The 12,156-nt window shown below is 36.8% G+C and carries 13 protein-coding genes; 7 read left to right on the top strand and 6 right to left on the bottom strand.

Going from position 1 to position 12,156, the window contains the following annotated elements; translation table 11 throughout:
• Positions 1-119 precede the first annotated feature (119 nt).
• Together ACE1MS_RS04030 and ACE1MS_RS04035 are read right to left on the bottom strand one after the other, a co-directional pair.
• Positions 120-809, bottom strand: a complete 690-nt coding sequence (locus ACE1MS_RS04030; RefSeq protein WP_012293101.1) for a response regulator — start codon at positions 807-809, stop codon at positions 120-122.
• Positions 802-2,424 carry an ATP-binding protein gene (locus ACE1MS_RS04035; RefSeq protein ID WP_230586121.1) on the bottom strand — a complete coding sequence of 541 codons (1,623 nt, stop codon included), beginning with the start codon at positions 2,422-2,424 and terminating at the stop codon, positions 802-804. Before ACE1MS_RS04035 ends, ACE1MS_RS04030 begins: the two co-directional genes overlap by 8 nt.
• Positions 2,425-2,749: 325 nt before the next feature.
• Between ACE1MS_RS04035 and ACE1MS_RS04040 the strand changes: the two genes are divergently transcribed.
• On the top strand, positions 2,750-3,196 hold the full coding sequence (locus ACE1MS_RS04040; RefSeq protein WP_031418876.1) for a CidA/LrgA family protein: 447 nt from the start codon (positions 2,750-2,752) through the stop codon (positions 3,194-3,196).
• Complete coding sequence (locus tag ACE1MS_RS04045; protein ID WP_012293104.1) at positions 3,189-3,866, top strand: LrgB family protein; 678 nt, start codon at positions 3,189-3,191, stop codon at positions 3,864-3,866. The genes ACE1MS_RS04040 and ACE1MS_RS04045 overlap by 8 nt, the downstream gene beginning before the upstream one ends.
• A gap of 47 nt (positions 3,867-3,913) precedes the next feature.
• Here ACE1MS_RS04045 and ACE1MS_RS04050 read toward each other — a convergent pair whose 3' ends face one another.
• Both ACE1MS_RS04050 and ACE1MS_RS04055 read right to left on the bottom strand, forming a co-directional pair.
• Positions 3,914-4,510, bottom strand: a complete 597-nt coding sequence (locus ACE1MS_RS04050; protein ID WP_036167338.1) for a class I SAM-dependent methyltransferase — start codon at positions 4,508-4,510, stop codon at positions 3,914-3,916.
• Positions 4,511-4,961: 451 nt separating this feature from the next.
• Positions 4,962-6,431 (bottom strand): aminotransferase class I/II-fold pyridoxal phosphate-dependent enzyme, encoded by a 1,470-nt coding sequence (locus ACE1MS_RS04055; protein ID WP_031418880.1) that lies wholly within the window; start codon positions 6,429-6,431, stop codon positions 4,962-4,964.
• A gap of 144 nt (positions 6,432-6,575) precedes the next feature.
• Between ACE1MS_RS04055 and ACE1MS_RS04060 the strand changes: the two genes are divergently transcribed.
• Both ACE1MS_RS04060 and ACE1MS_RS04065 read left to right on the top strand, forming a co-directional pair.
• Positions 6,576-7,535 (top strand): NAD(P)H-dependent flavin oxidoreductase, encoded by a 960-nt coding sequence (locus ACE1MS_RS04060; protein WP_031418882.1) that lies wholly within the window; start codon positions 6,576-6,578, stop codon positions 7,533-7,535.
• A gap of 20 nt (positions 7,536-7,555) precedes the next feature.
• Positions 7,556-7,843, top strand: coding sequence for a UPF0223 family protein (locus ACE1MS_RS04065; protein WP_012293108.1), 288 nt, complete (start codon positions 7,556-7,558; stop codon positions 7,841-7,843).
• 101 nt (positions 7,844-7,944) lie between these two features.
• On the opposite strand, the gene ACE1MS_RS04070 is transcribed toward ACE1MS_RS04065, so the two are convergent.
• Positions 7,945-8,580: a YktB family protein gene (locus ACE1MS_RS04070; protein WP_031418885.1), complete on the bottom strand. Its 636-nt coding sequence runs from the start codon at positions 8,578-8,580 to the stop codon at positions 7,945-7,947.
• A gap of 125 nt (positions 8,581-8,705) precedes the next feature.
• Between ACE1MS_RS04070 and ACE1MS_RS04075 the strand changes: the two genes are divergently transcribed.
• On the top strand, positions 8,706-8,903 hold the full coding sequence (locus tag ACE1MS_RS04075; RefSeq protein ID WP_012293110.1) for a hypothetical protein: 198 nt from the start codon (positions 8,706-8,708) through the stop codon (positions 8,901-8,903).
• A 237-nt stretch (positions 8,904-9,140) separates the two neighbouring features.
• On the top strand, positions 9,141-9,935 hold the full coding sequence (locus tag ACE1MS_RS04080) for an inositol monophosphatase family protein (RefSeq protein WP_012293111.1): 795 nt from the start codon (positions 9,141-9,143) through the stop codon (positions 9,933-9,935).
• Positions 9,936-9,974: 39 nt separating this feature from the next.
• On the opposite strand, the gene ACE1MS_RS04085 is transcribed toward ACE1MS_RS04080, so the two are convergent.
• Positions 9,975-10,160, bottom strand: a complete 186-nt coding sequence (locus ACE1MS_RS04085) for a DUF5325 family protein (RefSeq protein WP_012293112.1) — start codon at positions 10,158-10,160, stop codon at positions 9,975-9,977.
• 138 nt (positions 10,161-10,298) lie between these two features.
• On the opposite strand from ACE1MS_RS04085, the gene typA reads away from it, so the two are divergent.
• Complete coding sequence (gene typA / locus ACE1MS_RS04090; RefSeq protein ID WP_008173982.1) at positions 10,299-12,143, top strand: translational GTPase TypA; 1,845 nt, start codon at positions 10,299-10,301, stop codon at positions 12,141-12,143.
• Positions 12,144-12,156: the final 13 nt, after the last annotated feature.

The raw sequence follows: 12,156 nt of genomic DNA on the forward strand, positions 1-12,156 counted from the left end.
CCCCCTTAAAAATAAAATGATAGCGCTATCATTCGAGCACTATCATAACTATAACTTATATCAGAATTGTGAAAATATTGTGGTGATATTGTGGATTAACGTCATTTTGTTCATAAAGTTTATGAGAAAATAAAGTATCGCCGTTCAGGACGACCAACTGTGCCATAAGTTAGTTCGATATAGGCCTGCTTTTGTGTGACTAAAAATTCTAAATAGCGGCGAGCAGTGGAACGACTAACACCAATATTTTTTCCTAACAGTTCAGCTGTACTACCATCTTTCCTTGTGCTTAAATAGTTGATGACATGATTCATCGTTGTTAGATCAATGCCCTTTGGTAATAGTAGCTGTGTATCCTCTGGGATGGATGAAGCAGTTTTGGGCCAAAGGCATTGAATTTTTTCTTGTGTAAATTTCTCATTATTTTGCAGGAGTAGATGCTTGAAACGGAATTTTTCTATACTTTCTTTTAGTTGATCGAATGTAAATGGCTTTAAAATATAGTCAGTAACATTTTTACGATACGCTTTTTGTACAATATGAGCCTCCGTGGCTGCGGTAATCAAAATAATGCTACTGGTTGGGCTCATTTTTTTGATTTTATCAATTAGATCCACACCAAGTATATCTGGTAAAAATACATCGAGTAATATTAGCTGTGGTGCAAATGATTGAAGCCAATCTAAAGCTTCTTCTCCAGTATTTGCACACGCAATTACTGTAAATCCTTCAATTTTCTCTAAAAAACGACGATGTACGTCTGCTACACGTACATCGTCTTCAATTACTAGCACTTCAATATCAGTCATTGTTAATAGTCCCCCTTTTACTAATAGATATGATAAATAGGGCACCTCCTAAATCGCCTTCCCCAAGAGCGAGTGTGCCGTTTAAATCATGGATGCTAGAAATTACTTTCTTTAACCCATAGCCTCGATGCTTCCTATCTTTAGTTGAGATATTTTCTGAGAATAATACATCTAGTTTTTCTTGTGCTATGCCATTACCAGAATCCTCGACCTCAAAGATGATTTCCTCTCCATTATCAAAGATAAAAAGCCTTACAATTGGCTGTTGCTCCTTATTTCTTTCGACCTCCTCAAAAGCATTGGTTAGTAAATTGCCCATAATCGAAATAATAAGGCCTTTTTCGATATTTTCAGGGAAGGTTTCTAAATAACTATCCTCATCAAATATTAGTTGAATCTTTAATTCACGAGCACGATTAAAAAATCCGATAATTAAACCATTTAAGAATGGGTCTTTTACACGATTTGTAATAAATTGTGTTAACGACGAATGTCCTTGTACCTCATTATGAATAATTGTTAAAGCTTCATCGGATGCATTTAATTGAATAAGACCAGAAATGGTATAAAGGATATTATTAAACTCATGTGTTTGTGCACGTAAAGCTTCTGTATATTGTTTTACTTGTGATAATTCAATCGCCATTTGCTCAATTTCTGATTGTAGCCGGAAACTTGCTACAGCACCGACAATTTTACCATTCACTCTCATAGGAACACGGTTAACGATAATTTCATCACCGTTGATAATCATTAATTTATCAAGCTGTTTCTCACCATTCATTAATACATTTAGTAGGTGTGTATTTGGGATATGTTGCTTAATATTATGTCCAATAATCGAAGCAGAATCGGGTAAATTTAAGATATTGGCGGCGGCATTGTTTAATGTTGTAATTTTGCCTTTATCGTTGATCGTAATAATAGCTTCACGTACTGATTCTATTAAAGTATTTTTTTCTGTTAATAGATTAGCAATTTCATTTGGCTCCAGATTAAAAATTTGCTTTTTAATATTACGGGATAAAATAATAGAGCCAATAATACCGATGGTGAGTGCAATAATGATTGTATAAAAAATGTTATCCAAGTATAAAAAATATAAGTTATCCAATTCACTTGTTAAATAGCCAATTGACACAACGCCTAAAATCGCTCCATTCGTATCAAAGATAGGCGCTTTCCCACGTATAGATTGTCCCATTGAACCATCGGCGATTGAAATATAAGATTCACCGTTGATCAATGCTTTGTCATTATCATCACCTACCATGGATTTGCCAATACGGTCGGCGAGAGGGTGGGTGTAGCGAATGCCATTTTTATCACCGATTACAACATAAGTAGCTTTTGCAGCAACCATAATATCATTGCTAATTTTTTGCAGACTTTCTGATGGGTTGTCGGTGTGAAAGGCTTCTATTACGTCGCCCCTACTAGCAGTTGTTTCCGCCAAATAAAGCGCTCGATTACCAATTTGTGTTTGCAGTGCATCAGAAATTGTTATGTAGAAGAGTAGACCAGCTAAAGTGACAATAAGAAATATTAAAAAGCTGCTGTAATAAGAAATGCGAGTTTGAAGTTTTAATGTTTTAAAGATAATAGAAGATCCCACCTTATTGTGTATTCTGGAGACTTATATGATTGTTTGAAAAATGAGTATCTTTTGTAATTTCAGATTATATATAAAAATTCTGGAATTTGCTAGCTAGTGATTAAAGAAAAGGGGATGAATAGAGGATATTTTTCATTGGTAAAAAAAGCTATTTGAATAGTCCTTAGTGACAATTCACCCTAAATATCGATTAAAAATTGTATATGTAAAAACTTAGAATCATTTTTAGTCTTTTTGTAACTGATTATTATTTTTCTAAAATTACAATAGACAGAAAATTCCTACAGATGTAGAATGAACGATATAGGGGGTGAAAAGTGGCGAAATGTTGAACGAAAATTTTGCTACAATTTTGTTGCGAGTTGCTCGAATCATTTTTCAAATTGGCATACTGACCATTTTTTATTATATGGGGGTAGGGATTGTTACTTATTTACACATACCGCTTCCAGGGAGTGTCATTGGATTACTGTTATTGGTACTTTCACTCATTTTTAAAATCATTAAGGTTGAATATATTCAAGATGGCGCAAGTTTTTTAATTGGCGTTTTAACGTTGTTTTTCATACCGGCAACAGTGGGTGTTATTGATTACCCAGAACTCATGTCAATTACTGGCTTGCTTATAATTCTAGCCGTTATTGCTAGTACATTAATCTCTATTTATGTCACAGGTTTACTGACGCAAATAATTGAGAAGAAAGAATTAAAGAAAAAAGAAGGAACAGAATCTATTGTTGAAGAAGGGAAGGGTGAGTTAACGGTTGATTGAAGCAATTGTTGTCCTGAGCACTATTATTATGTTCATATTATTTACGAAGCTTTATCAGCGATATCCACATCCTATTATGATTCCTTTAGTTACGACTACCGTCGTTAGTGCAGTGATTTTACTAGTTTTTAAAATCCCCTATGCTACATATATGGTAGGTGGAGAATGGCTTCAGAAAATGCTTGGGCCAGCTGTAGTTGCACTTGCCTATCCTCTTTATAATCAGCGGGCAATTATTATCAAATATAAATATTCTATTTTATCAGGACTCATCATCGGCATGGTGACAGGATTAATAACTATTTTTTTATTGTTAAGATCGATTGGTGTAAAATCTAGCTGGATGCTGACAGCCTTGCCTAAATCTCTAACAACGCCTGTTGGGATGCAGGTCAGCGAAACAATCGGTGGTATCCCGCCATTAACAGCTGTTTTTGTGATGATAGCAGGGTTTGTAGGGGCTATTATAGGCCCATTAGTTATTAAATATGGCAAAATCGACTCGGCGGTTAGTAGAGGGGTCGCAGTGGGGAGTGCCTCTCATGGTGTAGGACTTGTGAAATTAAGGGAATATGGAGAACAGGAATTATCAGTTGGTTCATTATCGATGGGCCTAACGGCTATTATTGGGGCTTTTTTCTGTCCATTATTTGTGTATTTATTTTTATAAAGAATTCTCATTTTAGGAGTTGTCTCAAATGGTTTGAGACAACTCATTTATTTTTTCTCAATAATGAATTGAATAGTATGGGCTAGTCCAGTGTGTAACGTCCCTTCATGGCGTATTTGCTCTCCTGTGAAAAAATGGATAATTTTGTGAGGCTGACACCATTGCAGGACATGAATGGGGTCATATAAAAAATCGAGCTGCTGTGGACCACCAGACGCATAGGGGAGCTGATAAATAGAATATAATTCCATCATGATCCGCCCGCCTTGCTTGACTGAATCGATAATCTTTTGGATGACAGCCTGCTGTTGTTGTAATTGAAAATGACCAAAAATCATAATAGCCGCATCATATTTCTCCACAGGTAGGTCATCCAGTAGTAGATCAGTTAGCATAGTTTGAACTGACACATGATGTTTCTGTGCTAATTGTTCTGTTTTCGTAAGACCACTTTGTGCATAATCATAGGCAGTGACAGTATGGCCCATTGAGGCTAAAAAAACAGCATTGCGTCCTTCACCTTCTGCATAGGCTGCGATATTAGGGCATTCTTTTAAATAATTTACATAATCTTTAATAAAGGCATTTGGTTGTTCACCATAAACGTATTCAGATCCTAGAAAACGTCGATTCCATGTATTCATGAATCCATTCCTCCTTTTCTATATTGTAGATAATGTGCATTCGTTATTCTAACTTTTAGCTTATAAAAGCTAATAATAAATTCTGGCTTCTAAGTTAGTTGTGATCTATTATGTAATAATAATTAGGAGGTAAATTTTATGAGTGATTTGGAAAATTGTTTACAGAAATTAAGGGAACAACATCACTATACTCAGGATGAAGTGGCAGAGTACTGACAGATTTCACCGCAGGTTGTGTCTAAATAGAAATTAGGAAAAGGTTATCCTGATATAGATAATTTCATTAAGTAAAGTGAACTGTTTCAAATTTCCTTAGATGAACTGAATAAAATAGTTGGCGACTTTTTTATGGCATTCTTGGTGGTTAGCCTTTCCGATTTTAGCGATCGCAACCTCTGCTTTTTATAAATAATGAAAAAGCTAGCTCTCCTTGAAGAGCTAGCTTTTAAGATTAAATAATAGGTTTTCTTTCTTTTATAACACGAATCGTTTTTAATGTTGTATCCTCTGGTCCTTGAACTGGTAACCCCGCCTCAATATTCATTTGAATATAAAGTATATTTTCTTGAGTAATTATTTCCCCGGGAATAAAAATTGGAATTCCAGGAGGATATACCATAATAAATTCTGCACAAATACAGTTATCTGCTTCAGCAAGTGGAACTACCTCAGTATCAGCATAAAAAGCATCACGGGGTGACATAGCAAGCGCTGGAATATCAGGGACATTAACTACAGCCTCTGTGATAGCAGCTTCCGAATCAAATGCTTTTGACATACGAGATAATGCATTTACTAAAAGATTAATTTCTTTTTTCGTATCTCCTAATGTCACTAAGCATAAAATATTATAAAGGTCAGACAATTCTACTTCGATATTGGCATTATAACGTAACCATTCCTCCGCTCGATGCCCAGAAATACCCAAATCTTTGACACTTATAAGAAGCTTTAAAGGGTCCATATCATAAGTAGCAGATGAATGTAATTTCTCTTTGCCCGCACATTTTAAATGTGGGATTTGGTTAATTCGTTTACGTGCATCCTTTGCTAAACGTAGTGCATCGTCAATTAAATCATATCCATGAATCGCTAATTGACGTCGAGCTGTGTCAAGGGAAGCGAGCAATGGATAGGATGTTGATGTCGTTGTTAGCATAGAAAAAACAGCTTGTACACGTTTTGCTGAAACGAGTCCTTCTCGAACATTCAAAATGGATGTTTGTGTCATTGAACCACCAAGCTTATGAACACTTGTAGCAGCCATGTCAGCACCTGCCTCCATTGCTGAATAAGGAAGGTCATCATGGAATTTAATGTGTACACCATGGGCTTCATCTACTACTACAGGTATATCACGGCTATGAGTGATTTCGACAATACGTTTTAAATCTGCTGTGAAGCCATAATAAGTTGGATTAATAACTAGCACAGCTTTTGTATCAGGATAAGCATTTAACGCTTTTTCGACAGCTTCAGGGGATATGCCATGAGAAATCCCGTATTCACTATCGACTTCAGGATGAATAAAAATAGGAATGGCACCAGCGAAAACGATCGCCGACATAATAGATTTATGGACATTCCGTGGCACTAGAATCTTATCGCCTGGACCAACGACGGTCAGAATCATCGTCATGATGGCGCCACTAGTACCTTGAACGGAAAAGAATGTATGATCAGCACCAAAAGCTTCTGCTGCAAGATTTTGCGCTTCTTTAATAGCACCCTTTGGTGAATGTAAATCGTCTAGTGGAGCAATATTAATTAAATCAATTGATAAAACGTTGTCGCCGACGAATTCTCGGAAAGCAGGGTCCATCCCTTGCCCTTTCTTATGGCCTGGAATATGGAACTGAATGGGATGTCTGTTCCGATGTTTAAGTAATACGTCGAACAATGGAGTCTCTAGTTGTGACAACGCAGGTACCACCTCACTTTTAATTATCTAAGAAAACAAATGAATTATAGCACCTAACGACACGAAAAAATAGACTTTTCATAAAAAATAAAAGGATTTTTTAAGGATATCGAGAAATTAATACCGAATGAAAGGGGAGGTATTATGAGTTGGAATACACGGGTGACAGAGCTTTTACAAGTAAAATACCCAATTATTCAAGGTGGTTTAGCGTATTTAGCCTATGCTGATTTAGCTGCAGCAGTGTCGAATGCTGGAGGGTTAGGTCAAATAACAGCAATGAGTTTACGAAGCCCTGACTTATTGCGAGCAGAGATTCATAAAGTACGAACATTAACAGATAAGCCTTTTGGCGTAAACTTTGCTATTGGTATGCATGGTACAGGCTATGAGGAAATGGTTCTCGTTGCAGTGGAAGAAGAAGTACCTGTTGTGACGATGACTGGAGGTAATCCTGCACCCATTTTTGATTTATTAGCAGGTACAGATATAAAAAAAATGGTACTGGTAGCTGCACGTAGACAAGCACAAAAAGCTGAGCAGCTTGGAGCAGATGCTGTAATGGTTGTTGGACAAGAGGGTGGCGGACATCTTGGAAGAGATGATGTAGGTACGATGGTGCTCGTCCCACAGGTTGTTGATAGTGTAAAAATCCCAGTTATTGCTTCAGGGGGAATTGGCGATGGCCGAGGCTGGATGGCTGCCCATGCATTGGGAGCTGAAGGAATTGAAATGGGTACTCGCTTTATTGCAACTAAAGAATGTGTTGATGCTTCTGCAGCTTATAAAGAGGCACTAATAGCAAGCACAGAGGCTGATACAACGATTATAAAACGTTCTATTGGTGCACCTGCTCGTGCTTTACGAAATGAGTTTACGGCAAAAATTTTAGATATTGAGAAAAAAGAGCCAACCTATGAAGCGTTAAAGGAATATATAAGTGGTTCAGCGAATAAGCGTTTTATTTATGATGGTGAACAAAAGCAAGGCTTTGGTTGGGCTGGACAAGTAACAGGGATGATTCATGATATTCCAACCGTTGAGGAATTAATCAATCGAATGGTTGCAGAAGCGGAAAGTATCCGGTTAAAATGGGGGCAATAATGTAAAGGTGGTTTTGTCGAATGGAATATTCTTATCCGTTTTCAACAGATTGGTCTACAGAGGAGATTGTGGATGTTGTTCAATTTTTTGAAGGAATTGAACAAGCTCATGAAAAGGGCATCAAGCGTGAGGTTATGATGGCTAAATATCGCCGCTTTAAGGAAATTGTTCCTTCACAGGCTGAGGAAAAAACAATCTTTCGTGAATTTGAAGAAGCGAGTGGCTATATTAGCTATCCTGTTGTTAAACAAACAAAAGAAGCCGCAGATGGTACAATTATAAAAATAGTCCCTAAAAAAAATCGATAAGAAAGCGGATGTGAGAAAAACTCACATCTGCTTTTTATTTTAGGGTGTTAAAAAACGACATTTGGCATACACTACTTCAACAAATAACATTAGGTTAAAGCTTATTTTAGGTCCTTCCCAACGATGACATTGTAAAAAGGTAGCAGGCTGTTGAATGTTTGTTCCGTTAACTGGTGGAATTCACTGGCAGTTAATTTTGTTGCTTGGTCTTTTGGAATATGGCGACCAATTAAAAACTCACCTTTTTTTACATCTCGCAGACGTAAGAGCAATTCCTTAAGCTTGTCTTCTTTTGCCTCTTCAAGTGAAATGGCCTCTGGGGACATATGATCACCAGACACAATAAAGTCATCAGATAGCTGCTCAAATAAGGATGGATGAGCGAGTAAACGTTCTGCCATTACATTTTTTTGAGGAGCTTCATAAATAATAGCTAAGACGATGAATAAATGTGAGTGCCATAGACCAATCTGAAAGTGAGGCAATGATTTATAACCTCTTTTATACGGGGCGAAGGCAACCCAACTATCTTGTGGAGGGTTGACAGTTCTTCGAGCGTGTTTGGCAACATGAGGAAAGAATTCTTCACCTAGCTGGCTTGAGAAATAGGTGGCAAAATCATCACCAAGCTGATGGAATTTTGGGCGTACATGATCGTTTAATGCATTCATCCTTTGTTCTAAACCGTCTATTTTAAAAACATTAAAATCTTTGTTTGTCCACTTTATTTTAGGCAATTTTATTTTACTCCTTTCGTTTTATAAGGTTTATTTTACGCTGATTTTGGGAAAAAATCTTATAACAAGAACTATATCGAATTAGAAAAGTTTTTGTAAAAAAATTTAAAAAAGGAAGTGTTTTTATGAAACCAATCGTAAAAATTATACGTAAAGTTGACATTGAAAAGCAATATGAACACATTTTACAATTGGAATTAGATTATGAATTAGCTTCGCTGTTTGCAGCGATGAATGAAAAAAACGAAATTGAAATTGAAAAAAGTAAAAAACGTCTTGGAGAAATCCAGATGGAACTTGAAAGCTTGCACGCCTATGCGTAATCAAAATCTTATACCCATTTAAAAAATCACTTGCTGAATATTCCGACAGCAGGTGATTTTTATTGTGACAAAGGGTAAAATAGATACTATATTAAGCGAAATGAATTTCAGTAATTCTCGAAATTCATGTTTTATATCGCTATAAAGACATTGTAAAGAGATGGAACAGATGAAACTAAATGAATAAAGAGTGAGGAAAGAAAAGGCTTTTTCTTATATTCGAAGGGTGGGTTTTAATTGGATTTACAACAAATAGATGAATTTGCGAAAAGTATAATCTTTGAAGCTGGAAGGCGTATTCGAAAAGCCTTCTCGTATAATTTAGTCATTGAGACAAAATCAGGTGCCAATGACCTGGTAACAAATATTGACCGAGAGACTGAGTTATTTTTTATCGACCAAATTAAAGCTTTTAATCCAGCCCACAAAATTTTAGGCGAAGAAGGAATGGGAGAAAAGGTAGAGTCATTAGATGGTGTAGTTTGGATTATTGATCCAATAGATGGCACAATGAATTTTGTCAAACAACATCGTCACTTTATGATTTCAATAGGTATTTTTATTAATGGGGTAGGCAAGTTAGGGTACATATTTGATGTCATGCGTGAAGATTTATTTTATGCGATTGAAGGCCAAGGCGCATGGTATAACGATTCTCCATTGCGGAAACTTCAATCCGTTACGATGGAGGAATCAGTCATCGGCATCAATGCACATTGGGTAGCACCTAATCGACATATTCATCATGAAAAGGTCATTGAAATGGTCCGCAAAGTTAGGGGCACGCGTTCCTATGGCTCAGCTTGTATGGAAATCGCATTTGTTGTTAGTGGGAAGTTGGATGCTTACGTTTCCATGCGCCTATCACCGTGGGATATAGCAGGTGGTACCATTATTGCTCAAGAGGTTGGGGCCATTGCCACAAATTTGCATGGAGAGGGCTTTGACTTCTTGCATCAAGACACTTTTATTATCGCTAATCCTTCCATTCATAGAGAATTATTGGAAAAATATATTGTACCTTATGAATAAAAAGGAGCCGTCTAGTTACTAGACAGCTCCTTTTTTTAACTAAAGTAAACCTTGCATACGTAGTTTACGCTTCATTTTAAAGGCTGTCATGAAAATGACACAAGTAGCGACAATACCTGCTATTGCACCAAGTACACTACTAGCCGCCACTGAATAGCCAATTGAACACATTGCTAAAACAGCTGCTAATGCATAAATAGCCATTACGAATTTTGCACGATTCATAGCCTAGCCTCCTATATAAAAAATTTATCAATCAAATATATTTTTTAGAATGATGGAAATTCTAATAAGGACATTTCTATCCTTCTTGTGCTATAATATCACAGTTAAACATTCGAAAAAAGAATATGGAGTGGAATAATGACAAACTTACGTCAAGATCTTCGCAATATCGCAATAATCGCCCACGTTGACCATGGTAAAACTACCTTAGTCGACCAATTACTAAAACAATCAGGTACATTCCGTTCAAACGAACGTGTTGAAGAACGTGCAATGGACTCTAATGATATTGAACGCGAACGTGGTATTACGATTTTAGCTAAAAATACAGCAGTAAACTATGAAGGAACTCGTATCAACATCCTTGATACGCCTGGACACGCTGACTTTGGTGGTGAGGTAGAACGTATTTTAAAAATGGTAGACGGCGTTTTACTAGTTGTCGATGCGTATGAAGGTTGTATGCCTCAAACACGTTTCGTATTAAAAAAAGCATTAGAACAACGTCTAACACCAATCGTTGTTGTTAATAAAGTAGACAAAGACTCAGCTCGTCCACTAGAAGTAGTAGATGAAGTACTTGAATTATTTATCGAGCTAGGTGCAGATGACGATCAATTAGACTTCCCTGTAGTCTATGCTTCAGGTGTAAATGGTACAGCTTCTTTAGACGCTGATCCATCTAAACAAGAAGAAAATATGAAATGTCTATTTGAAAAAGTTATTGAATCTATCCCAGCACCAGTTGATAACTCAGAAGACCCATTACAATTCCAAGTAGCTTTACTTGACTATAATGACTTCGTTGGACGTATCGGAATTGGCCGCGTATTCCGTGGAACAATTTCTGTAGGTCAACAAGTTGCACTGATGAAATTAGATGGTACAGTGAAAAACTTCCGTGTAACGAAGATCTTTGGTTTCTTCGGTTTAAAACGTGAAGAAGTAGAGACAGCAAAAGCTGGTGATTTAATCGCCGTTTCTGGTATGGAAGATATCAACGTAGGTGAAACAGTTTGTCCTGTTGAGCATCAAGAAGCGCTTACGCCATTACGTATCGATGAACCAACTTTACAAATGACATTCTTAGTAAACAACTCTCCATTTGCAGGTCGTGAAGGGAAATGGGTTACATCTCGTAAAGTAGAAGAGCGTTTACGTGCTCAATTACAAACGGACGTATCATTACGAGTTGAAGATACTGACTCTCCAGATGCTTGGACAGTTTCAGGTCGTGGTGAGCTTCACCTATCGATCCTTATCGAAAATATGCGTCGTGAAGGTTTTGAATTACAAGTATCAAAACCACAAGTAATCGTGCGTGAAATCGATGGTGTAAAATGTGAACCATTTGAGCGCGTTCAAATCGATGTACCGGAAGAAAATGTTGGTTCAATTATTGAATCTATTGGTACACGTAAAGGTGAAATGCTTGATATGGTGAATAACGGCAGTGGTCAAGTTCGTTTAACGTTCTTAGTACCGGCTCGTGGTTTGATCGGTTATACGACTGAATTCATGTCAATGACAAAAGGTTTTGGTATTATCAACCATACGTTTGATTGCTACCAACCATTACTACCAGGTAAAATTGGTGGACGTCACCAAGGTGTGCTAGTTTCTATGGAAACTGGTAAATCAACAACTTATGGTATGATGCAAATTGAAGATCGTGGTACACTGTTCTTGGAGCCAGGTACAGATATTTACGAAGGTATGATCGTTGGAGAAAATACTCGTGACGCTGATATCACTGTAAACATCACTAAAATGAAACAAAAAACAAACATTCGTTCAGCAAATAAAGACCAAACGAATGTTATTAAAAAACCACGTATTTTATCTTTAGAAGAAGCGCTTGAATACTTAGGTGATGATGAGTATTTAGAAATTACACCAGAATCTATTCGTCTGCGTAAAAAAATTCTAGATAAAAATGAACGTGAGAAAGCAGCGAAAAAATTACGTAACGCAGAACAATAATTTTCGCTGACAT

It is taken from the genome of Lysinibacillus sp. fkY74-1, from assembly GCF_053165895.1.